At 70.0% G+C, this 23,074-nt stretch carries 21 protein-coding genes; 8 read left to right on the top strand and 13 right to left on the bottom strand.

The features are described from left to right. Positions 1 to 64 precede the first annotated feature (64 nt). A complete protein-coding gene (locus H036_RS0115400; RefSeq protein WP_017935696.1) occupies positions 65 to 1,744 on the bottom strand; it encodes an alpha/beta fold hydrolase in 1,680 nt (559 codons plus the stop codon). A gap of 109 nt (positions 1,745 to 1,853) precedes the next feature. Here H036_RS0115400 and H036_RS0115395 point away from each other — a divergent pair, with 109 nt between their 5' ends. Then, complete coding sequence (locus H036_RS0115395) at positions 1,854 to 3,587, top strand: helicase (RefSeq protein ID WP_026146084.1); 1,734 nt, start codon at positions 1,854 to 1,856, stop codon at positions 3,585 to 3,587. A 12-nt stretch (positions 3,588 to 3,599) separates the two neighbouring features. On the opposite strand, the gene H036_RS0115390 is transcribed toward H036_RS0115395, so the two are convergent. The 3 genes from H036_RS0115390 to H036_RS0115380 are packed head-to-tail and all read right to left on the bottom strand — an operon-like array spanning position 3,600 to position 5,086. Continuing rightward, entirely contained in the window at positions 3,600 to 4,232 is a 633-nt protein-coding gene (locus tag H036_RS0115390; RefSeq protein WP_017935694.1) for a cytochrome b/b6 domain-containing protein, read from the bottom strand. Next, positions 4,225 to 4,911 (bottom strand): molybdopterin-dependent oxidoreductase, encoded by a 687-nt coding sequence (locus tag H036_RS0115385; RefSeq protein WP_017935693.1) that lies wholly within the window; start codon positions 4,909 to 4,911, stop codon positions 4,225 to 4,227. The genes H036_RS0115390 and H036_RS0115385 overlap by 8 nt, the downstream gene beginning before the upstream one ends. Next, a complete protein-coding gene (locus H036_RS0115380) occupies positions 4,895 to 5,086 on the bottom strand; it encodes a hypothetical protein (protein ID WP_017935692.1) in 192 nt (63 codons plus the stop codon). The genes H036_RS0115385 and H036_RS0115380 overlap by 17 nt, the downstream gene beginning before the upstream one ends. Before the next feature lie 168 nt (positions 5,087 to 5,254). Here H036_RS0115380 and H036_RS0115375 point away from each other — a divergent pair, with 168 nt between their 5' ends. The 4 genes from H036_RS0115375 to H036_RS0115360 all read left to right on the top strand — a co-directional run bounded on the left by H036_RS0115375 (position 5,255) and on the right by H036_RS0115360 (position 11,496). Next, positions 5,255 to 6,265, top strand: a complete 1,011-nt coding sequence (locus H036_RS0115375) for an ABC transporter ATP-binding protein (protein WP_017935691.1) — start codon at positions 5,255 to 5,257, stop codon at positions 6,263 to 6,265. Continuing rightward, positions 6,262 to 7,623 (top strand): ABC transporter permease, encoded by a 1,362-nt coding sequence (locus H036_RS0115370; RefSeq protein ID WP_017935690.1) that lies wholly within the window; start codon positions 6,262 to 6,264, stop codon positions 7,621 to 7,623. Before H036_RS0115375 ends, H036_RS0115370 begins: the two co-directional genes overlap by 4 nt. A gap of 61 nt (positions 7,624 to 7,684) precedes the next feature. Beyond that, positions 7,685 to 10,849: a bifunctional YncE family protein/alkaline phosphatase family protein gene (locus tag H036_RS0115365; protein ID WP_017935689.1), complete on the top strand. Its 3,165-nt coding sequence runs from the start codon at positions 7,685 to 7,687 to the stop codon at positions 10,847 to 10,849. Between the two features lie 119 nt (positions 10,850 to 10,968). Further along, positions 10,969 to 11,496 carry a DUF1990 family protein gene (locus H036_RS0115360; RefSeq protein WP_017935688.1) on the top strand — a complete coding sequence of 176 codons (528 nt, stop codon included), beginning with the start codon at positions 10,969 to 10,971 and terminating at the stop codon, positions 11,494 to 11,496. A gap of 16 nt (positions 11,497 to 11,512) precedes the next feature. Here H036_RS0115360 and H036_RS23075 read toward each other — a convergent pair whose 3' ends face one another. The 4 genes from H036_RS23075 to H036_RS0115345 form a co-directional block, all read right to left on the bottom strand. Beyond that, positions 11,513 to 11,761, bottom strand: a complete 249-nt coding sequence (locus H036_RS23075; RefSeq protein ID WP_198289992.1) for a VOC family protein — start codon at positions 11,759 to 11,761, stop codon at positions 11,513 to 11,515. After that, positions 11,668 to 11,868 (bottom strand): VOC family protein, encoded by a 201-nt coding sequence (locus tag H036_RS26185; RefSeq protein ID WP_442852443.1) that lies wholly within the window; start codon positions 11,866 to 11,868, stop codon positions 11,668 to 11,670. The genes H036_RS23075 and H036_RS26185 overlap by 94 nt, the downstream gene beginning before the upstream one ends. 131 nt (positions 11,869 to 11,999) lie before the next feature. Beyond that, positions 12,000 to 13,277, bottom strand: a complete 1,278-nt coding sequence (locus tag H036_RS0115350) for a cytochrome P450 (protein ID WP_017935687.1) — start codon at positions 13,275 to 13,277, stop codon at positions 12,000 to 12,002. 30 nt (positions 13,278 to 13,307) lie between these two features. Beyond that, entirely contained in the window at positions 13,308 to 14,660 is a 1,353-nt protein-coding gene (locus tag H036_RS0115345) for a glutamine synthetase family protein (protein WP_017935686.1), read from the bottom strand. Between the two features lie 132 nt (positions 14,661 to 14,792). Between H036_RS0115345 and H036_RS0115340 the strand changes: the two genes are divergently transcribed. Both H036_RS0115340 and H036_RS0115335 read left to right on the top strand, forming a co-directional pair. Then, the gene (locus tag H036_RS0115340) at positions 14,793 to 15,605 is read left to right on the top strand and encodes an acetoacetate decarboxylase family protein (RefSeq protein WP_017935685.1); all 813 of its coding nucleotides are present in this window, start codon (positions 14,793 to 14,795) and stop codon (positions 15,603 to 15,605) included. 18 nt (positions 15,606 to 15,623) lie between these two features. After that, positions 15,624 to 16,121, top strand: coding sequence for a MarR family winged helix-turn-helix transcriptional regulator (locus tag H036_RS0115335; RefSeq protein WP_017935684.1), 498 nt, complete (start codon positions 15,624 to 15,626; stop codon positions 16,119 to 16,121). Positions 16,122 to 16,181: 60 nt separating this feature from the next. On the opposite strand, the gene H036_RS0115330 is transcribed toward H036_RS0115335, so the two are convergent. Genes H036_RS0115330 through H036_RS0115315 form a run of 4 tightly spaced genes read right to left on the bottom strand, consistent with a single transcriptional unit; the run spans position 16,182 to position 20,329 of the window. Then, positions 16,182 to 16,919 (bottom strand): gamma-glutamyl-gamma-aminobutyrate hydrolase family protein, encoded by a 738-nt coding sequence (locus H036_RS0115330; protein ID WP_017935683.1) that lies wholly within the window; start codon positions 16,917 to 16,919, stop codon positions 16,182 to 16,184. A gap of 12 nt (positions 16,920 to 16,931) precedes the next feature. Beyond that, positions 16,932 to 17,792: a fumarylacetoacetate hydrolase family protein gene (locus H036_RS0115325; protein ID WP_017935682.1), complete on the bottom strand. Its 861-nt coding sequence runs from the start codon at positions 17,790 to 17,792 to the stop codon at positions 16,932 to 16,934. 56 nt (positions 17,793 to 17,848) lie between these two features. Further along, entirely contained in the window at positions 17,849 to 18,808 is a 960-nt protein-coding gene (locus H036_RS0115320; protein WP_017935681.1) for a catecholic dioxygenase, read from the bottom strand. Positions 18,809 to 18,811: 3 nt separating this feature from the next. Then, on the bottom strand, positions 18,812 to 20,329 hold the full coding sequence (locus H036_RS0115315; protein ID WP_017935680.1) for an aldehyde dehydrogenase: 1,518 nt from the start codon (positions 20,327 to 20,329) through the stop codon (positions 18,812 to 18,814). Between the two features lie 196 nt (positions 20,330 to 20,525). Between H036_RS0115315 and H036_RS0115310 the strand changes: the two genes are divergently transcribed. Then, the gene (locus H036_RS0115310; RefSeq protein WP_017935679.1) at positions 20,526 to 22,037 is read left to right on the top strand and encodes an APC family permease; all 1,512 of its coding nucleotides are present in this window, start codon (positions 20,526 to 20,528) and stop codon (positions 22,035 to 22,037) included. 69 nt (positions 22,038 to 22,106) lie between these two features. Here H036_RS0115310 and H036_RS0115305 read toward each other — a convergent pair whose 3' ends face one another. Next, positions 22,107 to 22,994 carry a LysR family transcriptional regulator gene (locus H036_RS0115305; RefSeq protein ID WP_017935678.1) on the bottom strand — a complete coding sequence of 296 codons (888 nt, stop codon included), beginning with the start codon at positions 22,992 to 22,994 and terminating at the stop codon, positions 22,107 to 22,109. Positions 22,995 to 23,074: the final 80 nt, after the last annotated feature.

Raw genomic sequence — 23,074 nt, 5'->3', positions numbered from 1 at the left:
CGCCTCCCCCACCGCACCCGACACGGGAGCGGTGGGAGGGCGCCTGGTGCTCGCAGTGATGCGCTCAGAGGCCTCCGATCCCGGTGCTCGTGAGCAGGTTGCGCAGCGAGCCGAGCCGGTCACCGTGGCTGGACCCGACCGAGGGTGCGATGCCGGCGGCCGTCGCCGTGGCCGGCGTTGCGGCCGGCGGCGGGACAGGCGGGCACTGCACGTCGGACCGGTTGTTGCCCGGCTTGCGGGGATCGAGCGTGCCGTGGAGCAGGTACGCCGCGATCCGGTCGTCGGTGCAGCTGACGCCCGATAGCGAGCCGGCGTGCGTCGTACCTCCGACGCCCTCGATCAGCCTGGCGCCCGGGAAGCGCTTGCGCACCTCGATGGCGCCCGGCCACGGGGTGGCCGCGTCGTTGGTCTCCTCGATCAGCAGGATCGGCGGCACACGCCTGCCGTCGACGTGGACCGGCGTGCTCGCCGGGGCCGGCCAGGTGTTGCAGGGCGCGTTGAACCACGTGTTGCCCCACGTGAGGAACGGCGCGAACGACGCGATCCGGTAGGCGTCCCGCTCCTGCGTGCGCCAGGACGGCCACGGTGCGTCGGTGCACGAGACGGCCAGGTAGGAGGCGTACTCGTTGTCGGCGCCGGGGCCCGTCGGGTCGTCGTACCACGCCTTCGCAGGACCTAGATCACCGTGTGCGGCGGCGACCAGGACGTGGGCGAGGTCGTCCCAGTTGTAGACGTAGTAGGCGGCACTCTGGAAGCTGTCGGCCCAGTCGGCCGCCCCGAAGTTCGGGTCGGGGTCGTACGTCAGGTCGTCGAGCACCTTGTAGTAGAGCGCCCGCACGGCCTTGCCGTTCGTGCCCAGACCGTAGGCGGCGTTGTTGTCGGCCACCCAGTCGAAGTAGGTGTCGATGTTGCGGTCGAACTGCTTGTTCTGCGCGAGGTTGGCCTGATACCAGACGTCGCGCGGGTCGACCACGCCGTCGAACACGAACCGGCGTACGCGGTCGGGGTGCAGGGTCGCGTAGACCTGGCCGAGGTAGGTGCCGTAGGAGAAGCCGTAATAGTTGATCTTCTTCACGCCGAGCGCCTTGCGGATGCTCTCCATGTCGGCGACCCAGTCGGTGGTGTGGTCGTGACGGAGGATCTCCGCCGCGGCAGAGGTCTTGCAGTCGTGGGAGTACGCCGCGGTCTTGGCGAGCCAGAACCGCTTGGTCCCGGCCTCGGGCTCGTACGCCGGCCGGCCGGGCGCGTTGTAGTCGCCGTCGCAGGTCAGCGACGGCACGCTGTCCCCGACACCACGCGGGTCGAAGCCGATCCAGTCGTACGGGTCGCCACCACCCTCGGGCACGGCGGGCCCCAGCCGGGAGTACTCCAGCCCTGAGCCGCCCGGGCCACCCGGGTTGACCAGCATGACGCCCTGAGCGGCAGCATCGCTGGTCTTGTGCAGGACTCGCGAGACGGCGAGCCGGATCTTCGTTCCGTGCGGGTGCGCGTAGTCGAGCGGGACGGTGAGCATGCCGCACGACGCGCCGGCCTTCTGCAGGCTGGCGCTCGAGCACGTGCCCCAGCGGATCGGCGGCGGGGTGTAGCCCTTCGACCGGTGGCCCGGATGCTGCGGGCCGGTGTGCTCCGCGGTCAGAGCACGATGGTCGGTGCTGGGGTGGCTGGGTGCCGCTTGCGCACCTGGCGTGGTGAGGCCGGCCCCGACCAAGGTCGCGACCGCGATGAGTCCAACGGATCTCCGCATCTGGATTCTCCCGAGTGGTGAGGTGGCCGATCGGCCTGCTCCCACTCAACCCCTGAGAGGAACCTGAGAGAAACCCCGAAATTGGGGAGGCCGCGATAGCGTCCGCGGGGTGCCCAGTACTAGCCGATCCAGCGCTCGTCGACGCAGCGCGTCCCCGCGCCGCAGCGGGGCGCGAGCATCGCAGCGGCCGCTGCCGGTCGCCGGGCCGGGCGAGCGGCTGTGGGTGCTCGACGTGCCCTACGGCACGCAGGTCGACGGCGCCACCTGGCACCCGGCCGTCAAGACCCACCTGTACGTCGGGCGTGCCCTGCCCGCGCACCTCGCGCCCTACGCTCCGGGTCCGTACACGCTCGGTCGGTTCGTCGAGAACACGCTCAACCCGGGCAGCCCGACACCCAGCCCCGAGCCCACCGACGCGCTCGAACCCCGGAGGATCCAGTTCGAAGCAGCCGATGCGATCGCGGCGCGCGCCGCGGCCGGCGGGCGGCAGTTCCTGCTGGCCGACGAGCCCGGCGTGGGCAAGACGATCGCCGCAGTCCTCGGAGCGACGGCGGTCGGCGACCTGCGCGCTGCGCGACGGGTGCTCGTCGTCGCCGACCGGCCCGCCGCGATCACGATCGGCCACTGGTGTCGCACGATCACGGCACTCGGCGACGGGGGTCTGGAATGGGTCGTGATCACGTGGGACCGGCTCGAGAAGGTCAAGGACCACACCTGGGATGTGATCATCGCCGACGAGGCCCACGCGCTGCGACGTACGACGACGAAGCGGTGGAAGCTCTGGGCGCGGATCTCGGGGCACGGGAAGCCGCACGAGGTGGCACCGTTCGTCATCGCGACGACCGCGACGCCCGGACACACGCCGCTCGAGTTGCCCTACCTGGCTCCGGCCTATGCGCAGGTCCTCGGCGAGCCGATGCGGGAGTGGACCTCGGCGACCCAGCCCGGGCCGGCGTTCGCCACCGCGCTCGAGCGCCACGGCGTCGGGGTCGAGCAGGGCCGATACGGCGCGACGTGGACCAGCGACCCGGCGAGGCGGGCCGCAGACCTCAACCTGGTGCGCGGCTGGCTCGCCGACGAGCGGCCTCCGGCGATGCTGCACCGGGCGGCGCCGTGGGGGCCGGTGCCGATCTCCGGCATGCCGGTGACGCTCACGCCGACGGAGCGGACGGCGTACGAGGCCGAGTGGGGTGAGTTCTGCCGCGAGATGGACGTCGCCCGCCGCGGCCGCAACGTCGCGAAGGGCCGTGCCGCGCTGCTGCGCTTCCGGCAGAAGGCCGGCCTCATCCGCGTCGACTCGACCGTCGACTGGATCGCCCAGCAGGTCCAGGCCGAGCGACAGGTGGCGTGCTCGGTCGAGTTCGTCGCGACCGCCGCCGACCCGATCGCCGACCGGCTGCGTGACTCCGGCATCGAGGTCGCCACGATCTACGGCCGCGACCGGTTCGACCCCGAGGCCGAGCGGCTCCGGTTCCAGACCGGACAGGCGAAGGTCTGCGTCTTCACCACCGTCGCCTCGATCAGCCTGCACGCCGGCGAGACCCTCGCCGAGGGCCGCCGGGCGAGCACCGAGCCGCGGGTCGGCGTCTTCCACCAGGCCCGCTTCTCGGGCATCGCCGGACGGCAGGTGACCGGCCGCACCCATCGCGACCACCAGGTCTCCCCGTGGCACATCGCGTACGCCGAGGGCACCGTCGAGGAGCAGGTGGGCAAGGTGATGGTGGAGCGGATCGCCGCAGCCTCCGACACGGTCGGCAGCGACACCACCGGACTCGCTGACCTCGCCCAGCTCCTCGGGGCCGACTGGTTGCCGTCCAGGACCCTGACCGAGGACGGCGCCTGACCGGGTCTCGACTCAGGGATCGAGCTCTGGCCTGTCGACCTCGTCCGCCCAGGCAGCGTGCTCGGCGCGCGCCCAGCGGGCCGAGACCCTTCCCGTGCGCATACCCCGGCGAGCCTCCGGGTCCCTGAAGGCGTAGACCGTGTGGCCGATCACCAGCAGCCCGAGCGCGAGTGCCGACCAGTCGTGCACGAAGGTCGCGCCGGAGCGCCAGGAGAGCCGGACGAGCCCGGTCCAGTACATCAGCGCGCCGGTCCCCAGCAGGACCCCGGTGGCGCCGGCGACCAGCCACGCGTTGATCTTCTGGCCGGCGTTGAACTTGCCCACCGGGATGGTGCCGCCGCGACGGGACCGGCTGCGCAGCCAGCTCCAGTCCGAGGACGTGAACCGGTTCAGCCGTCGCAGGTCGAATCGGTAGGCCGCGGACGCCAGGCCCACCAGCATCGGGACCGGCAACGCTAGGCCGCTCCAGACATGGATGGTCTCGACGAGGTGGCGGTGGCCGACGGCCAGCATGATGGAGCCGTTGTAGAGGATCACGGCGGTGACCAGGCACGTACCCATCAGGATCGCGACCAGTCGGTGCACCACGCGCTCGGCGCGGACGAACCGGTCGAGGTCCGCCCCGACCTTGGGGCCCTCACTCACCGATGATCCCGTTCAGCGGGTAGCCGCGGTCCTCCCAGTAGCCCGGACGGTTGTTCGGCGTCACGTCGATCTTGGAGAGCCACTTCGTGCTCTTGTAGCCGTACATCGAGCCGGAGTAGATCCGCACGGGACCGCCGTGGGCGTGGGTGACAGGTTTGCCGTACATGGTCAGCGCCACGATGACGTCACTGCGGCGGGCCTGGTCGAGAGTCATGTTGACGGAGTAGGTGCCGTCGAAGGATCCGAACCGCACGCCCACCGCGTCGGTGGCCGGCGCGGCCGCCTCCAGCAGGTCGGCCACCCGGACGCCCGACCACGAGACGTCAGGTACGCGCCAGCCCGTGACGCACTGGAACGTGTCGGTGAACGACGTCTGGGGCAACGCCTGCAGATCAGCCAGTGAGTATGTCGCCGGGCGCCCGACGAGGCCGGAGACCTCCAGGGAGTACGACGCGGCGTCGCGCGAGGCGACCGGGCCCGTGACCGAGTAGTAGCGCCACGTGTCACCGAGTGGCACCAGCCCGGAGAGACCGGTCGGGTCGTGCAGCTGTACCGGGGCCAGCGCGCTGCTCAGCCATGCCTGGATCCTGCTGCCGGTGACCACGCCGACCGCGCCGAGGCCGAGGAGACCGAGGACCACGCGGCGGCCGACCGGCGCACCCTCAGGACCTGCGGCCACGGAACCCCACCACCAGGACGACCACGCCGACGAGGACCACGATCGGGCCGATGACCGCCCACGTGGTCGTGCCACTCATCGAGCTGCCCTCGATGACACCCGTCCCCTGCAGGGTCCAGAGCAGCCCGAGGAGCACGACGACGACTCCGACGACGACCCACAGCGGTCTGGCCATGTGTCAACTGAACCACGCGGATGGTCAGCCGGACCGAGCCGTTCACCCACGGTTCGGCTGCGCGACCCCTTGAGTAAAGCCGGAGGTGTGGTCGCCCTCCCTAGCGTCTTGTTCGCCAGAGTGTCGGCCACCGTGCCAGCACCGCGTCGGCATGGTGAGAGGCAGCACATGGGTTCTCGCGCGGTCCGGGTCCGCGGCATTCGAAAAGACTTCGGTAACGTCATCGCCCTCGACGGCGTCGACATCGATGTCGACGCCGGCTCCGTCCACGGCCTCGTCGGGCCGAACGGCGCCGGCAAGACCACCCTGCTCGGCATGCTCCTCGGACTCTCCTTCCCCGACAGCGGCGAGCTCGAGATCCTCGGTCGCACGGTCGGACGTGACCTCGCTGTCCCCGACGGCGTCGCGGGCTTCGTCGACGGGCCGGGTCTCTACCCGGCACTGACCGCCCGCAAGAACCTCCGATCGCTCGCGACGCTGCGCGGGTACGCCGCCTCGAGTGTCGAGGACGCGCTGGGTCAGGTCGGCCTCCTCGAGGTCGCCGACGATCCGGTGGGCGGCTTCTCGCTCGGGATGCGCCAGCGACTCGGCCTTGCCGCGGCGCTCCTCGGCGACCCCCGCCTCCTCGTGCTCGACGAACCCGCGAACGGCCTGGATCCGGCCGGCAAACGTCAGGTCCACCGCGTGATCGGGTCCCTGGCCGAGGCCGGCGTGGCTGTCATCATCTCCAGCCATCGGATGGACGACCTCGCGGCCCTGTGCAGCGACGTCACCCTGCTCTCCGCCGGCCGGGTGGTGTTCTCCGGACCACTCGGCAAGCTCGCCGCCGAGAGTGGCGACCTCGACTACCGCCTCGTCTCCTCCGACGGCGCCCGCGCCCGCGAGGTGGCGGCCCGCACCTCCGGCATCAGCATTGTGTCGGGGCCAGGGATGACCGGCGGCGCCCTGGCGTCCGACGCCGCTCTCGTCGTGCGTGGCTCGGTGCCCGCGATGGACGAGCTGATCAGCCGCATCGTCGGCACCGGCCTCGCCGTCCGCGAGCTCAGCCCGGTGACTCCGCCGCTCGAGGCGGCCTTCCTCGCCCTCACCGGCAACACCGCCGACGCCGCCGACGCCGCCGACGCCGCCGACGCCGCCGACGCCGACATCATCGACGCCACCGGGGAGCGCATGCGATGAGCACGGTCACCCTCGTCCACCCGAGCCGATCGGATGCGCCTGCGACGGTTCGTCCGGCGTCGTTGCGTCGTACCTTCCGATTCGAGCTGGTCAAGCTCGTCGCCCAGTGGCGCATCCGCCTGATGCTTCTCGTCTGCCTCATCGTGCCGGGCGCCTTCGTCGCCGCTGTGGGGCAGCAGAGCTCGCTGCCCGCGGACACCGTCTTCGGCCGCCAGATGGCGCTCACCGGCTGGGCCGGGCCGCTCGTCATCCTCGCGTTCGTCGGCACGTGGGCGTTGCCCCTGCTCACGTCGCTCGTCTCCGGTGACGTCTTCGCGGTCGAGGACCGACTCGGTACGTGGCGTCACCTCGTCGTCGCTGTGCGGTCGACGCGGCGCATCTTCGCCGCCAAGGCGCTCTCCAGCCTGATCGTCGTGCTCGCGATGGTGGCCTGCCTCGCGATCTCGGCCACCGTGGGTGGGCTGCTCGGCATCGGCAGCCATCCGCTGGTCGGCCTCGACGGCCACACCCTCGGCGTGGGCGACGCCGCCGGCCGGGTGACCATCGCGTGGCTCTGCGTCGCGGTGGCGACCCTCGCGTACGCCGCGATCGGGCTGCTCGGCTCCGTCACCCTGGGTCGCTCGCCGATCGGCCTCCTCCTGCCGGCCCTCGTCGCGCTGCTGCTCCAGGTCCTCGCGCTGCTGCCGCTGCCCGCCGCCGTACGCATGGCGCTTCCGAGCAACGCCTTCGTCGCCTGGCGCGGTCTGTTCACCAGCCCCGCCCAGATGGGGCCGATCTGGGCCGGACTCGCGGTGAGCGTGGCGTGGGCGGTCGTCGCCACCGCGCTGGCTCACCACCACTTCGTGCGCCGCGACTTCACGGACCTCACGAACGACGGCTCGGCGCGCCGCATCATCGTCGGAGGGTTGGTGCCGCTCGCCGGCCTGACCGTCGTCACAGCGGTCGTGCTCGGCGGGGCCACGCCGGCCGACGGTTCCGGCGTCACCCGGGCCAAGCTCCAGGACTCGCTGTCGACGACCTTCAGCCATCTCTACGTGCTGCAGACCGACGAGCTGCAGCGTCCCACCGTCACCGAGGTCACGATGCGGACCAGGTCCTCGTGCGACAAGGGTGGCCCGAACGACCAGGACAGCGGTCCCGGCAACGACTGGCGCTGCATCGTCTCGTGGCACACGCCCGGTACGGCCTTCGTCGGCCAGGCCACCTTCCAGCTCGACGTCACGGCCGATGGTCGCTACGTCGCCGACGGTGATGGCCCCAAGGAGGTCAACGGCTCCTTCCAGGTCCACACCGTCGACGGGGACACCCCCAACCCCCTGTGGCAGTTCGACGGCCTCGTGGACCTGCTGACGAAGTAGCACCTGCACCACCTCGAGAAGCGGCACTCCTCCCACCCGCAGTTGCAGGAAAGGACAGTCCATGCACGTCACACGTCGGCGTCGTCGTCTTGAGGGCACCTCAGCTCTCAGAGGCATCCTGAGAGGCAAGCGTCTGCGCCTCCTCGCAGCGGGCGGTGTCGCTCTCGCCCTCACGACCGGTGGCATCGCCGCCGCGTCCACCGTCGGGTTCGGCACCCACACCGTCGGTTCCACCTACTCCGACGGCAGCGTCCAGGTCTCCGACGACCAGACGATCAACCCGCTCGGTGACCGCCTCGAGACGCCGTTCGGCAAGATCATGGGTTCGGCGATCAGCCCCACCGGGCACATCCTCGCGACGACGAGCACGGACCACTCCGTCGACGTACAGATGTTCAACCTGGACACCTACCAGCCCGTCTCCGCCGCCGGCACGGCCCCCGTGGGCGACGCGAAGACAGCCAACACCTTCGTGAACGCGGCGGTGAACGCCGGCTTCCCCTCGATGACCTACGTCAACACACCGGCCGGCCAGACCAGCGCGAACACCTGTACGCCGGGCGGCACGAGCGCCGACGGCACGATCGGCCAGGGCAACCCGACCTTCTCGCGCGATGGTTCCAAGCTGTGGGTGCCGGTCGCCTGCGGCTTCGACGTCTACTCCGTCGACGCGACGGGCAACCTCAGCGCGCCGAGCACGGTCTTCCTGCCCGTCGTCACCGCTGCCCACCCGATCGTCACCAGCACGGCCAACCCGTTCGCCACGACGACGACCGAGCTGGCCCTGACGGCAGGCTCCGTCTTCGGGCCCGACGGCAACCTCTACGCCGCGCTCAACGGCCAGGACGCGGTCGACGAGATCGACCCGGCCACGGGATCCGTCCTGGCGCAGTGGAAGGTCGGTGTCGCTCCGCGCCAGCTGTCGTTCGTCGACGGCAAGCTGTACGTCGCGAACGAGGGCGGCGCGGCGAACCCGACCGGCACCTCGATGCAGTCCTACGGCTCGACCGTGGGAGCCAACGGCACCACGGGCTCCTCGACCGGCGGCACCGTCTCGGTGATCGACCCGACCGTCACCACGGGTGTCGCGGCGACGATCACGGTCGGCCTCCATCCCACCGCGACCTACACCGACGGCAAGACGCTGTACGTCGCCAACACCGACGACGACACCGTCTCGGTGATCGACCCGGCCACGAACGCCGTCGTCCAGACGATCAGCACCCAACCGTGGGTGAACGCGAGCGACGGCGGCAAGAACCGCGGTACGGCGGTCGGCTACGAGCCCGACTCCATCGACCTCCAGAACGGCCACCTCCTGGTCTCGCTGGGCCGCGCCGACGCCATCGAGGTCTTCACCCTCGGGGCCGACGCACAGGACCCGGTGAGCGAGATCGGCCTCATCCCGACGGACTACTACCCCTCGGGCGTCTTCACGGATGCCGCCGGCAAGGTCGTGGTCGCCAACCGTCGCGGCATCGACGCGCGCGGCCCGAAGCTCAGCTACAGCCAGGGCCTCAACACCACTACCGCCACCGGGCACGGCACGCACGCCACGACCGCTTCGCTGACCCGCTTCACGTGGCCGACCGACGCCGCGATCAAGGCGGACACCGGGACCGTCTTCCAGCAGAACGGCTGGAGCACCGATCCGTCGATGAGCACCACCCAGAAGGTCACCACCTGCAAGACGGTCAAGGTGAAGGTGAAGCTCAAGGGCAAGGCGAAGAAGAAGGCGAAGAAGCACCACAAGAAGCTCTACAAGGTCGTCAAGAAGCGGGTCTGCTCCACGAGGACCGTCACCGTGCCCAGCGCCAACCCGGTCCCGACCCAGATCGGTCAGGCCTCCTCGAAGATCAAGCACGTCTTCCTCATCGTCAAGGAGAACCGCACCTACGACCAGCTCTTCGGTGACATGAAGCAGGGCAACGGCGACCCGACACTGGCGCAGTTCGGCCAGGAGGTCACCCCGAACCAGCACGCCCTCGCCACGCAGTTCGGTCTCTACGACAACACCTACGACATCGGCACCAACTCCGCCGAGGGTCACAACTGGATGATGATGGGCGACAACCCGGAGTACACCGAGTCGTCGGCCGGCGAGTACACCCGCTCCTACGACACCGAGGAGGACGTCCTGGGCCACCAGCGCTCCGGCTTCCTGTGGAGCGCGGTCCAGGCCGCGGGCGCCACGGCCAAGAACTACGGCGAGTACGAGTACGGCGAGGGCAAGCCGGCCGGCTCCACGTGGCAGCAGTACTACTGCGCCGCGACGGCGTACGACGCCCATGCCGACGCCTCGCCGTTGACCTCGGGCCCGCTCGCCGGCGCCCACTACGGCTCGGTCATCCCCTCGCTCAACGCGATCAGCGACCCGCTCTCGCCGGCCTTCGACACCTCGATCCCGGACATCTACCGCGAAGCGATCTGGGAGCAGGACTTCAAGAGCCAGCTCGCCAGCTCGGCCGGCGCCGAGAAGGGTGTGCCGAACTTCAACATGATGTGGTTCTCCAGCGACCACACCAGCGGCCAGGCCAGCCCTGAGGCACAGGCCGCCGACAACGACGTCGCCGTCGGACGGGTCGTCGACGAGATCTCGCACTCGTCGATCTGGAAGGACTCGGTCGTCTTCGTGGCCGAGGACGACAGCCAGGCCGGCGCGGACCACGTCGACGGCCACCGTGCCCCGATCCAGGTCATCAGCCCCTGGGCGCAGCACGGCAAGGTCGTCGACACCTACTACTCGCAGATCAGCATGGTCCGCACGATCGAGCAGATCCTCGGCGCGCAGCCGTTGAACGAGAAGGTGGCCGCGGCCACGCCGATGTACGGCGCCTTCAGCACCCAGCCGAACAACGCCCCCTACAACTCGATCGCCAACCAGGTCCCACTGACCGAGGGCCTGAGCGGTGGCACGCCGGCGTGTGGCAACGACACCCTCGGCCGGACCGGCGCGGCTGCCAAGGCGCTGCAGAAGAGTGAGGCAGCTGCGACGGACGTTCCCGCCGCGGAGCAGGCGGTTGCCAACGAGTGGGACACGTGGGCGGCCCAGCAGCACCTCAGCGGTGCGATGGCCATCGCCGACTATGCCAACCCGGACCTGATGAACCGCTACACCTGGTACCGCGCTCACGACTGGAGCACGCCCTACCCCGGCGACACGCAGATCTTTGCTCCGTCGCGCGTTCCGGGTGCCAACGTGCCCAACACGGACACCGACCAGTGACGGCGGCGAGCACCGCCGCCGTGATGGTGGTCGTCAAGCACTAGGCATGCCGACACGACAGGGCCCGGAGTCTCCGACTCCGGGCCCTGTCTCGTTCGCGGATCCAGCATGATGGTCGGGTGGTCACGTCCCTGTCGGCCGCCGCGACCGCGGCGCTAGCAACGGCCGCCTTCACCTACCCGGAGATCGGCGCAACGGCGGACACTCCCCCGCCCGGCTACCGACACTTCGTGCGCACCCGACGCATCCCTGGCGCGGACCTCCACCGCGTCGGGGCGCGCCTCCTGGCCTGGCAGGCTCACGAGCGCGCCGGCCTCCGGCTCGCCGCGTCCGCACCGTCGGCCGAGCCAGGCGCTGTCGTCCTGATGCGCCTGGGCGTCGGACCGATCGCCGTCCGCATCCCGTGCCGTGTGGTCTACGTGATCGACGAACCGGACCGGATCGGCTTCGCCTACGGAACGCTGCCCGGCCACCCCGAGAGCGGCGAGGAGTGCTTCCACCTGCAGCGCGACGACCTGGGCCAGGTCACCTTCACGGTCAGCGCCTTCTCCCGGCCCGCGACCACGCTCGCGCGCGCCGGCGGCCCCGTGGCCCGATGGGCGCAGGACCGGATGACCGACCGCTACCTGCACGCGCTCGACCTCTGACCCGCGTCGCGATGTATCAGTCCTGGATGTACACCAGACCGTTGCCGAAGGGGTCGTCGAAGAAGAACATCGGGCTGCCACCGCCGATCGAGATCGGCGCCTCGTTGTGCAGCGTGACCCCGGCATCCGTGAGCCGCTCGTAGGCGGCCTCGGCGCTGGTGGTGCCCAGTCTCACCGCGACCGGGATCTCGCTGTCGGCCGGCAGCAGGACGATGCCGACCGAGGATCCGGGGGGACCACCTCGATCATCCGCGCGCCGGGCCACGGCTCGCCGTCGTAACGCACCTCGCAGCCCAGCACGTCGCGGTAGAACGCCAGCGCTCGGTCCTGATCGGGCACCGGCACTGTCACACTCAACACCTTCGTCGTCATCACCATGCGCCCACACTTCCACGGCTGCCGGGCGCGTGCCGGCCGCTCTTCCCTGGCCATGTCCCGAAGCACTCGACCCCCGGCCCATCCGGGCCGGGGGTCGAGCTGTGACTGACAGACTGAGGCTGGGCTCAGGCCTCCTTGATCCTGACCGGGAAGCCCTTGATGCCGTTGACGAAGTTGCTCCGCACGCGGCGTACGTCGCCGACGAGCTGGATGTCGGCGAGCCGGGGCAGCAGCTCCTGGAACATCAGCTTGATCTCCAGCCGTGCCAGGTTGTTGCCCAGGCACAGGTGCGGGCTGCCCTTGCCGAAGGTCATGTGGTCGACGTTGGTCCGGGTGACGTCGAGCTTGTAGGGATCGGCGAAGACGCGCTCGTCGCGGTTGCCCGAGGCGAACCACATCACGACCTTGTCCCCCTCCTTGATCTCCTTGCCGCTCAGCTCCACGTCGCGGGTTGCCGTACGCCGGAAGTGGTAGACCGGCGACGCCCAGCGCAGCAGCTCCTCGACACCGGTCTCCATCAGCGCGGGATCGGCGGCCAGCAGCTCGAGCTGGTCGCGCTGCTCGAGCAGGCCGAGCATCGACTGGCTGATCGCGTGCCGGGTGGTCTCGTTGCCGGCGATGACCAGCAGCGAGAAGTAGTTGTTGAAGTCCGCCTGCGAGAGCTCCACGCCGTCCTGCGGCATCTTGTTGGCCAGGATCGAGACCAGGTCGATGCCCTCGCCGCCGATGCGCGACTCGCGCAGCTTGTTGCCGTAGGCCCACACGTCGAGCACGGTGGGCGAGCGGAACGGCAGGTGCTTGTACTTCTCCGACTCCGGGTCGTCGAGGCGCACCTTGGCGTAGTCGGGGTCGGTGTTGGCCACCATCTCGTTGCCCCAGGCGATCAGCTGCGGGGTGTGATCGGCGGGTACGTCGAGAAGTCGCGCGAGCACCTGGATCGGGAAGTCAGCACTGATCAGCTTGACGAAGTCGATCTCGCCGTCGTTCTCCGCGGCGGCGGCGAAGGCTCGGTCGACGGTCTGCTTGGTCAGCTGCCGCAGGAACGCCTCATAGTTCTTCATCAGGTTGCGGGGGCTGAACTCGCGGTGGATCAGGTGGCGCAGCGCCACGTGCCGCTGGCCGTCGGTCTCCAGCAGCGAGCGCCGCGCGTCGGCGAGGTCGTCGTCGATGTCCTCGAGGTTGACGAACTTCGTCGAGGTGAAGGTCTCCGGGTCGCGGTCGACGGTCCAGACGTCCTCGTAGCGGGTGACGTTCCAGAAGCCCTGGCCGTCAGGCTCGGGGTTCCAGTGCACCGGCTCCTCGGCGCGCAGCACGTCGAACTGGGCGTAGCCGCGCTCGTCGGCGAAGCCGTCGATGTCGGCGAGGTCGACCTCCGAGAGGGCGACAGGGGCGTGGCGGGGCATGGCTGTATCTCCTCGAGAGCTGAAGCTGGCTCAGATGTGGGTGGCGTACTCGCGGAACTCCCAGTCGGTCACAGCCGACCGGAAGCGCTGGATCTCGTCGCGCTTGTAGGCGAGGAAGGTGCTGATGAAGGGCGCACCCAGGAGCTCGCCGATCTCCTTGTCCTTCTCCAGGGCATCGAGGGCCTCGTCGAGGCTCTGCGGCAGCATCTCGGAGCGCTCGGGGTCGTAGCCGTAGCCGACCAGCGCCTCCGGCGGCTCGGTCTTGTTGCGGATGCCGAGGATCGCACCGGCGAGCATGCCCGCGATGGCGAGGTAGGAGTTGGCGCTGGCATCGCCCAGGCGCAGCTCGAGCCGGGTGGCGCCGCCGCGCTCCGGCGGGACGCGCAGCATGGCGCTGCGGTTGTCCAGGCCCCAGTCGATCAGCCACGGAGCGAGCGTGTCCGGGCCGAAGCGCTTGTAGGAGTTGATCGTCGGGTTGGCCACGGCCGCGATCGCCGGGGCGTGGGCGATGATGCCGCCGATGGCGTGGCGCGCCAGCTCGGAGAGGCCGTCCTCGGCGTTCGCGTCGTAGAAGAGCGGCGTGCCGTCGGCGTCGACGGCCGAGAAGTGCAGGTGGAAGCCGGAGCCGCCCTCGTCGTTGAACGGCTTGGGCATGAACGTCGCCAGCTGGCCGCGGCGGCGGGCCAGCTCTTTGACGGCGTCCTTGAAGCGGTGCGCCCGGTCGCCGGCGTCGAGCGCGTCGGAGTGCCACATGTTGATCTCGTACTGGCCCGAGCAGAACTCGTGGTTCGCCGCCACGACGTCGAGGCCGTAGTTGCCGAGATGACGCAGCGCGTCGAGCAGCGTGTTCTCCGGGTCGCCCTTGCGTCCGGTGGTGTAGACGTGGCCGGAGCTCTCGCCGTACCGCTTCCAGCCGGTGGCGGAGCCGGGGTCCTGCTCGAGGACGTAGAACTCGAGCTCGGGTCCGACGATCGGGGTCAGTCCGAGCTCCTTGAACTGCCCGACGATCTTGCGCAGCACGTTGCGCGGGCTCTCCTCCGAGGGCGTGCCGTCGGCGTTGTAGAGGTCGCCGATGCAGTGCGCGACGCCCGGCTCCCACGGCACCGGCTGGAGCGTGCTCAGGTCGGGGAAGGCGATGATGTCGGGCAGCCCGGCGGAGATCCCGCCGTCGAAGTCGACGACGCCACCGAGTGGGGTGGTGGCGTAGACGGACTTGCAGAACGCCACCCCGCCGCCGACCGTGCGGGCGAAGTGGCTGGCCAGGACGTCGCGGCCACGGTCGACGCCGATGATGTCGGAGTAGCCGAGGCGTACGACGTCGATGCCGTCCGCGCTCAGCCTGTCCTGGGCTCCGGGAAGACCGGACGTGTCGAAGTGGCTCACGAGATGTCCTTCCAATCGTTTGGATCCGAACAATAATCCTGTGAGCCCGCCCACACAAGCCCTTCCCGAACCCTTGTGGGAGCCGTCGGGTTCTCGTATCGTACGGATCCAAACGATCTTCAGGAGTGCACCTTGCGCCAGCTCAACGGCTTCCTCTACCCGCGCACCGAGACGGGCCGCGCGACGCTGATCCCCAACCCCCCGTGGCAGTACTCCGGTGACCTTCTCACCGTCGAGTACCGCACCGATCCCGCGAAGGTGAAGGCGCTGCTCCCCGAGCCGCTCGACCTGGCCCCCGAGGACCCGGGCGCGGTCGCGCTGATCTGGGCCGACTGGCAGTCCTGCTCCAGCAGCCGCGAGGAGCTCCTCGACCCGATCCGCTCGCAGTACAAGGAGGCGTTCGTCGTCGTACGGTGCTCCTTCCGCGGCGTGACCTACTCCCGCTGCGTCTATATCTGGGTCGACAAGGACTTCGCCATCGGCCGCGGCCTGCACCAGGGCTATCCGAAGAAGCTCGGCTCCATGTGGCAGACCCGCCCCCACCCCTTCAGCCAGGGCGCCCCGCAGATCGGCCCCGGCGGCGTCTTCGGCGCCTCGCTGGCCGCGGGCGACCGGCGGCTCGCAGAGGTCGTGCTGACGCTGCGCGAGGAGTCGGAGACCAACGGCTTCGTCAACGGCCACCCGATGGCGCACCACCGGATCCTGCCCGGCATCGCCGGCGGCCAGGACGCGTACGCCGAGCTCATCTCCTCGGGCTCCTCCTCCTTCGAAGCCGGCCAGGCCTGGTCCGGCGACGTCGACCTGAAGCTGTTCGAGTCGCCGACCGAGGAGCTCGCCGACCTCACCGTCGAGGAGATCATCGGCGGCTACTACCGCCAGGTCGGCGTCATCTGGGACGGCGGCAACACGCTGGCGCGACAGACCGCTGACGGATCCTGGGTCTGACCAAACTAAGGTGCCTGCATGCCAGATCAGCACTCGCTAGCCGAGGTCGAGCGCGCGACGCGCGAACGAGTCCAGCACCTCCCGCTGGACTTCACCGCGTCGCACGCTCTGCTGAGCCTCTACCGCGCCGCCAATGCGGTCCGGGGCCGTCTGACCAACTCGGTGCTGCGACCCAACGACCTGACCTGGACCGGGTTCCTGGTGCTGTGGACGCTCTGGATCTGGGACTCCATGGAGACCCGCGAGGTCGCCGAGTCGGTCGGCATCAGCAAGGGCACCCTGACCGGCGTCTCCAAGACGCTGCTCTCGCGCGGCCTGCTCGAGCGCATCCCGAGCACCGTCGACCGCCGGTTGGTCAACCTCAAGCTGAGCCCAGAGGGAGTGCGGCTGATGGAGCAGATCTACCCCGAGTTCAACAAGACCGAGTCGACGGTCGTCGGCGACCTGGACAAGGTGCAGCTGACCTCGATGACCGACGCGCTGCGCACGCTGGTCGAGACGTCGGAGCGGTACTGACGTAGTTGCTCCGCTGATCGTGGAGGGTTGTGCACACCTGGTGCGCACAACCCTCCACGATCAGCGCGATGCGTCGACCAGCGCCCGCAGCACACCCAGCTGGGCGTCGTTCTCGGCCCACGTGTCCTCGGGATGCCACTGCACACCCAGGAACCAGCCTCGGGGGTCCTCCAGCTCGACCGCTTCGACCACGTCGTCGGAGGCGCGCGCGATCACCCGCAGCCCGGTGCCGAGCGTCGCCAGGCACTGGTGGTGGTAGCAGCTGACGTCCAGCTTCTCCCCCAGCACCGCGGCGAGCGCGGAGTCGGGGGCGACCGCGGTGGCATGCACGCGGTGACGGTGGTGGCGACCCTCGCCGTACTCGGTGTCCATGTCCTGCACGACGGTCCCCCCGAGCGCGGCGTTGACCACCTGCAGCCCACGGCAGATCGCCAGCAGCGGGATGCCACGCTCCAGCGCGATCCGCGCGACCGCGAGGTCGAAGGCGTCCTGCTCCTCGTCGACGTCGTAGAGCGTCGGGTGCGGGTCCTGACCGGTCCAGTGCGCGGCGAGGTCGCCCCCACCCGGCAGGAGTACGCCGTCGGCGACCTCCAGCCGAGCCGCGACCTCGTCCGGGTCGGCCACGCCGCCGGGGGCGTGCGGGTGCACCATCAGCGGCTCCCCGCCCGCCGCCCACACCCCCTCGACCAGGTTGCGGGAGGTCACCTCGGCGCCGTAGCGCAGCGCCGAGGCGCTCGTGGAGAACCGGGCCGGGATCAGGATCCGCGGCCGGCGCTCGGCGGTGTCAACGGTGCTCATCGGGACACGGACTCAGTGGGTCGGCGGCTGCGGCTTGCGGATCCCGCGGAACTCCCAGTCGCCGCCCTTGGCCGTGGAGAGGACCTCCTCGGACTCGGTCGGCTGGGCGCCCACGTCGGTGCGGATCGGGGTCGGTCCGGACACGATGTGGTTGCGCAGCGTGCCGAGCCCCTCGACCTCGACCTCGACGATGTCGCCGGGGTAGACGGTGCGGGAGACCGCGGGCGTGCCCGAGAGCAGCAGGTCGCCAGGGTGCAGGGTGATGGTGCGCGCGATGTCGGCGACGAGGTAGTGCATGTCCCACTCCATCTCGTCGGTGTTGCCGTCCTGCTTGACCTCGCCGTTGACCAGGGTGCGGATGCGCTTGCCGCGGAAGTCCCAGCCCTCGATCACACCGGGGCCGACCGGGCACAGCGTGTCCGCGCCCTTGACCCGCAGCATCGACCCGGAGTCGGTGTCGCGGAAGTCGTGCAGGCCGTAATCGTTGGCGACGGTGTAGCCGCGGATGTAGTCCCCGGCCTCCTCCGGCGAGATGTTGCGGGCCGTCCTGCCGATCACGATCGCGATCTCGCCCTCGTAGTTGAGCCACTTGCAGCCCTCCGGGCGCACCACGGCGGAGTCGTGGGCGTTGAGCGCGGTGACCGGCTTGTGGAAGTACGTCGGAGCCGGCGGCAGCGACGTACCGAACTCCTGCACCCGGCTGGAGTAGTTCAGGTGGACGCAGATGATCTTCTGCGGGGTCACCGGCGGCAGGTGGATCGCGTCCGCGATCGCCACGACGCGGCCGTCGCCGGCCACCAGGTTCTCGCCGTCCCGGACGACGTCGACGGCGTTGCCGTCGAGCAGGATGCGGCGGGTCTCACGCAGGGTCATGGAGCTTCTCTCGTTTCTCGATCGGGTGCTGGCGCTGGCTGGGCCGGATGCCGGGCTCAGCCCGCGGCGGGGATGTCGGCGCCGGCCAGGTTCATCTGGCGGGCGTAGTCGGGGTCGAGCGGCGTCTGCTTCGCGCCGGGGAACCCACCCTCGGGCCGGTCGAACCACAGGTGCACCTGGCCGGTGCCGACCGAGTTCTCGTACTCGCCGTACTGACGACCGGGTGCGGTGCACGACTCCTCGCCGATCGCGCCCATCATCATCTGGTAGTGCATGAACTTGGCCTCCGGCCGGAAGCGGAGGAACTCGGGCATGGTGTCGATGACCCGCTTGTGGTCACCCGCCTTGAACCACTCGATCCGCTCCAGGTCGGCGGCGAGCGCCTCGGGGCTGAAGATGTGCTCCTGCCCGGCGGCCTCGTGGTCGCGCAGCTTGCGCAGCGGCCAGAAGGTGTGTGACAGCGCGCCCGAGGCGAGCAGCAGCACCTTGCGGTCGGACTCGGCGATCGCCTCGCCCAGCGCACGACCCAGCCGGTAGCTGTCCTCGCCGTCGGCGGTCTGGCACACGCCGATGGAGATCCACTTCTTCTCCGGCAGGCCGTCGCCGAGGAACTCCCACAGGTTGGTGGTCGCATAGAAGATCGGCAGCTCGTGGTCGTCGATCGGGGTGATCCAGGTGGAGTGGTTCGCCGCCTTGCTGGCGATCAGGTGGGCCAGCTCGGGGTCGCCCGCGAAGTCATAGTGACGACGCTCCATGCCGCGCGGCAGCTCCTCGGAGGTGAACAGCCCGCTGCGGCGGTCCTGCGCTGTCACCACGAACTCCACCGTCGTGGCCCAGTGCGAGTCGAGTACGACGACGGTGTCGTAGTCGAGGGTCTCGAAGACCTCGCGACGCAGCTGCTGCAGCCCCGAGACCAGGGTGCTGTCCTCGCCGTTGTTGAGCTCGCGACGGATCTCCTCGGGCAGGACGATCGTCGGAACGTGCGCCAGCAGACCGGCGCCCACCACCTCACCCATGACTCACTCCTTCCAGCCGCTGGGGCTGCTGTGCTCGATCGTCCAGCCCTCCGGGCTGAACACGCTGTTCTTGATGTCGGTGTAGAAGTCGAAGGACCAGATTCCGCCCTCGCGGCCGATGCCGGACTTCCCGTTGCCGCCGAAGGGGGCCTCGAGGTCACGGACGAAGAAGCAGTTCACCCAGACGGTGCCGGCGTCGAGCTGCGCGGAGACGCGCTCCGCGGCCTCCACGCTGCCGGTGACCAGGGTCGCGGCCAGGCCGAAGCGGGAGTCGTTCGCCTTGCGGACGGCCTCCTCCTCGGTCTCGAAGGACTGGATCGTGACGACGGGGCCGAAGACCTCCTCGGTCATGATCTCGGAGTCCTCGGGCGCATCGACCAGGATCGTGGGGCGGAAGAAGAGGCCGCCGAGGTCGTCGTTGGGCCCGCCACCGAGCAGCGGCCTGGCACCGTCGGCGAGGGCGCGCTCGACGAAGCCGCTGATCTGCTCGAAGTGGCGGCGCGAGATCAGTGCGGAGACATCGGTGGCCTCGTCGCGCGGGTCGCCTTGCACGATCTTCTCGGCACCGGCCACGACGCGCGCGGTGAACTCCTCGACCAGCGAGGAGTGCACCAGCATCCGCGCCGCCTTGAGGCAGACCTGACCCGCGTTGTCGAACTGCTCGACGGCGATCTCGACGGCGAGGTCGAGGTCGGCGTCCTCCAGCACGACCAGCGGCGACTTGCCGCCGAGCTCGTAGGAGAGCGGCACGATGTTCTCCGCGGCGGCCTTGGCGATCACCCCGGCGGTCGGCACCGAGCCGGTGAAGGCGAGCCGGTTGATCCCCGGGTGGGCGGTCAGCGGGGCGCCCGCCTCGGCGCCGGTGCCCTGCACGACGTTGAAGACGCCGGCAGGCACGCCCGCCTCGTGCATGATGTCGGCGAGCAGGCTGGCGGTCAGCGGCGCCCACTCCGGCGGCTTGACGACGACGGTGTTGCCTGCGGCGAGCGCCGGGCCGATCCGCCAGGTGGCGAGCATCAGCGGGGCGTTCCACGGCGTGATGATGGCGACCACACCGGCGGGGTCGTAGCTGATCCGCTGGCGGTGGCCGCGACCCGGCACCTCCATGTCGGGGTGGGCGAGCTTGTGCTCGGCGAAGTCGGCGAAGGCGCGGAAGTTCGTCGCCACGCGCGGCATCACGCCGCGGCGGTGGCTGCGGATCAGCGACCCGTTGTCGCGCGTCTCCACCTGCGCGAGGTCCTCGATCCGGGCCTCGACGCCCTCGGCGACGCGACGCAGGACGGCGGCCCGCTCGGCCACCGGCAGCGCGGCCCAGGCCGGGAAGGCAGCCCGAGCGGCGGCCACGGCGCGGTCCACCTCGTCGGCGCCGGCGGCGTGCACCCGCGCGATGACGGTCTCGTCGATCGGGGAGATGTCGTCGAAGGTCCGGTCCGACGCGACGCGCTCGCCACCGATCCAGTGGCGGACATCGACGTCGACGCCCTCGACGGTCGCGATGTGCTCATTCCTGGGCAGGTTCATGGCTCCTCCATCAGCGGCGCGACACCGGCGCCCCCAAGATCGTTTGGATCCAAACGTATTGCTCGGGACCGCGCCGGTCAAGGCAATCGTTTGGCAACAAACATTTTTCCCAGAACCTCTCGACAGGTCGTTTGGAAGCAAACTAGTGTGCGTGCGCTACATCACAATCGTGCGTCACCGCCCCAGGAGGTACCCGATGACCGCACCCACTGAGCCGGCCGCTGTCGACTCCGAGCCCGGAGAGAGCCTGGCTGCCAACAAGCTCGGCATCGCCGGCATCGTCTTCTTCGTCGTCGCTGCGGCTGCGCCGCTCGTCGGCATGACCGGCGCCGTACCGGTCGCGATCGGTCTCGGCAACGGCGCCGGCGCCCCGGGCGCCTACCTGGTCGCCGGCATCGTGCTGCTCCTCTTCAGCGTCGGCTACTCGACGATGAGCCACGAGGTCAGCAACGCCGGCGCCTTCTACGCCTACGTCGGCCGAGGACTCGGCAGCGTCGCCGGTGTCGGGTCGGCGTTCGTCTCGCTGGTCGCCTACCTGGCCGTGCAGCTGGCCATCTACGGCTTCTTCGGCTCGGTCGCGGCCTCGCAGCTGAACGACAAGCTCGGCACCAACCTGCACTGGTGGGTGTGGTGCCTCATCGCCTGGGCCCTCGTCACGCTCCTCTCGATCCTGCAGGTCGACATCGGCGCCAAGGTGCTCGGCGTGCTGATGGGTGTCGAGGTGCTCTCGCTCTTCGTCACCGCCCTCGCGGTGATCTTCCAGGGCGGCGGTCCCGACGGTCTCGACTTCGCGGCGTCGTTCGCCCCGAGCAACGTCTTCGCCGGCGGCCTCAACGGTGGTGCGGGCATCGCGCTGGCCTTCGCGTTCGCCTCCTTCATCGGCTTCGAGGCCACCGCCATCTACGCCGAGGAGACCAAGGACCCCAAGCGCGCGGTCCCGATCGCCACCTACACCGCGATCGTCCTCATCGCGGCGCTCTTCGCGCTCACCTCGTGGGCGATCGTCAGCGGCATCGGCAGTGACCACGCTGTCGACAACGTCATGAAGATCTCCGACGGCCTGAGCAACCCGGCCGAGGTCGTCTACTCGGTCGCTCGCGAGTTCGTCGGCGGCTGGATGGCCACGCTGATGAGCTGGCTGGTGCTGAGCTCGCTGTTCGCCGGCCTGCTCGCGTTCCAGAACAGCGCGGCGCGCTACTTCTTCGCGCTCGGCCGTGCCCGCGTCCTGCCACGGGCGCTCGACCGGGTCAACCGGCACGGCGCGCCGGTCTACGGCGCCGTCGCCACCTCGGTCGTCGCGGGCATCGTCATCGTGGTCTTCGCGGCAGCCCACAAGGACCCGTTCCTGAACATGTTCAGCTGGTTCAGCTCGATGACCGTCCTGGCCATCCTGCTGGTCGAGGCGCTGGTCTCGCTCTCGGTGGTCGTCTACTTCCGCAACAACCCGCACTGGTGGCGGACGATCACCGCGCCGATCCTGTCCATCCTCGGCCTGGGCATGGCGTTCTACCTGGTGATGGCCCGCTTCGGCCTGCTGGCCGGCACCGTCGCCAAGGGCGTCGACCCGACCACGCAGTCCTTCGGCCTCTCCACACTCGGCTGGTTCCTGGTGCTGCTGCCGGTGATCAGCCTGGTCGTCGGCCTGGTCGTCGGCGCGCTGCGCAAGAACAGTGAGAACGCCGACGCGATGGCCGACCTGGCCAGCTGAGGTCCGCAGTTCCCCCGGTCACCAGGCCCGTCCCGCTCGCGGGGCGGGCCTGATGGCATCCCGGACGGGTCACTCCCGCGGCACGGCGTAGTGCGCCGTCACCCACGCGCTCAGCCGTACGGCGATGGCCTGCATCGCGGCACCCGCCACACTGCGACCGTCCCACGCCGCGACCAGCCGCACGCTGAGCAGCGAGCCGTCCGGCAGCTCTACGGCCAGCGGGACCAGGCCGTACCGCGGGTCGTCGGAGACCATCGCCACGCCGCGCCCCGACGCAGCCAACGCCTGGGCGACCGTGCCGTTGGCCGCCTCGGTGAACACCTCGACCGAGAGCCCGGCGGAGACCAGGGCCGCGTCCAGCGCCTCCCGGGCGGTGAAGGTCGAGGGCAGCCCGACCAGAGGCCGGTGCGCGAGCTCGTGCAACGCGATCCGGCCGCGGCCCGCCCAGGGATCGTCGACGCGCACGTAGGCCCACACCGGCAGCACCGCGAGCGGCAGCCACCGCGAGGGCCGGCTCGGGCGGCCGGTGCCGATCGCCAGGTCCGCACCGCGCTCCAGCATCGCCGTCGTGGTCAGACCGTCCGCCGGCACCACGTCGACGACCGGCTCGTCGGGGGCCATCGTCGCCACGAACGGAGAGACCACGTCGGTCAGCGTCACCATCGGCGCCGCCACCCGGAGCCGCTCGATCCTGCCCGCCGCGTGGTAGGCGGCCGCTGCCTCGAGCGCTGCCGCGTCGGCGAGCAGGCGGCGTACGGCGGGGAGGAGCTCGCGACCGGTGCGGCTCAGCGTCAGCCGCCCGGCGCTGCGTTCGAAGAGCGCGACACCCAGGTCGCTCTCCAGCTGGCGCAGCTGCCGCGAGAGTGCCGGCTGGGTGACGTGCACCCGCTCGGCGGCGGCGCTGACCGTGCCCGCGTCGGCGACCGCGGCGAAATATCGCAGGTGGTGGAGCTGCATCGCTTCATCCTATGCCTCTAGAGCATGGGGAAGAGACGTAACAAGTATTGGACAGCATAGGCCGCTGGTTCGGACACTGG

Origin of the sequence: Nocardioides sp. Iso805N (assembly GCF_000364605.1) — a bacterium.
Lineage (GTDB): Bacteria > Actinomycetota > Actinomycetes > Propionibacteriales > Nocardioidaceae > Nocardioides.
The sequence above is the reverse complement of the archived record's forward strand: the minus strand, read 5'-3'. Positions and strand labels throughout refer to the sequence as shown.

Excerpts from the sequence above, each read along its gene's own strand:
- H036_RS0115400 (WP_017935696.1), bottom strand. The coding sequence starts at position 1,744 with ATGCGGAGATCCGTTGGACTCATCGCGGTCGCGACCTTGGTCGGGGCC.
- H036_RS0115380 (WP_017935692.1), bottom strand. The coding sequence starts at position 5,086 with ATGGCCAGACCGCTGTGGGTCGTCGTCGGAGTCGTCGTCGTGCTCCTC.
- H036_RS0115375 (WP_017935691.1), top strand. The coding sequence starts at position 5,255 with ATGGGTTCTCGCGCGGTCCGGGTCCGCGGCATTCGAAAAGACTTCGGT.
- H036_RS0115370 (WP_017935690.1), top strand. The coding sequence starts at position 6,262 with ATGAGCACGGTCACCCTCGTCCACCCGAGCCGATCGGATGCGCCTGCG.
- H036_RS0115365 (WP_017935689.1), top strand. The coding sequence starts at position 7,685 with ATGCACGTCACACGTCGGCGTCGTCGTCTTGAGGGCACCTCAGCTCTC.
- H036_RS26185 (WP_442852443.1), bottom strand. The coding sequence starts at position 11,868 with ATGACGACGAAGGTGTTGAGTGTGACAGTGCCGGTGCCCGATCAGGAC.
- H036_RS0115350 (WP_017935687.1), bottom strand. The coding sequence starts at position 13,277 with ATGCCCCGCCACGCCCCTGTCGCCCTCTCGGAGGTCGACCTCGCCGAC.
- H036_RS0115335 (WP_017935684.1), top strand. The coding sequence starts at position 15,624 with ATGCCAGATCAGCACTCGCTAGCCGAGGTCGAGCGCGCGACGCGCGAA.
- H036_RS0115330 (WP_017935683.1), bottom strand. The coding sequence starts at position 16,919 with ATGAGCACCGTTGACACCGCCGAGCGCCGGCCGCGGATCCTGATCCCG.
- H036_RS0115325 (WP_017935682.1), bottom strand. The coding sequence starts at position 17,792 with ATGACCCTGCGTGAGACCCGCCGCATCCTGCTCGACGGCAACGCCGTC.
- H036_RS0115320 (WP_017935681.1), bottom strand. The coding sequence starts at position 18,808 with ATGGGTGAGGTGGTGGGCGCCGGTCTGCTGGCGCACGTTCCGACGATC.
- H036_RS0115315 (WP_017935680.1), bottom strand. The coding sequence starts at position 20,329 with ATGAACCTGCCCAGGAATGAGCACATCGCGACCGTCGAGGGCGTCGAC.
- H036_RS0115310 (WP_017935679.1), top strand. The coding sequence starts at position 20,526 with ATGACCGCACCCACTGAGCCGGCCGCTGTCGACTCCGAGCCCGGAGAG.
- H036_RS0115305 (WP_017935678.1), bottom strand. The coding sequence starts at position 22,994 with ATGCAGCTCCACCACCTGCGATATTTCGCCGCGGTCGCCGACGCGGGC.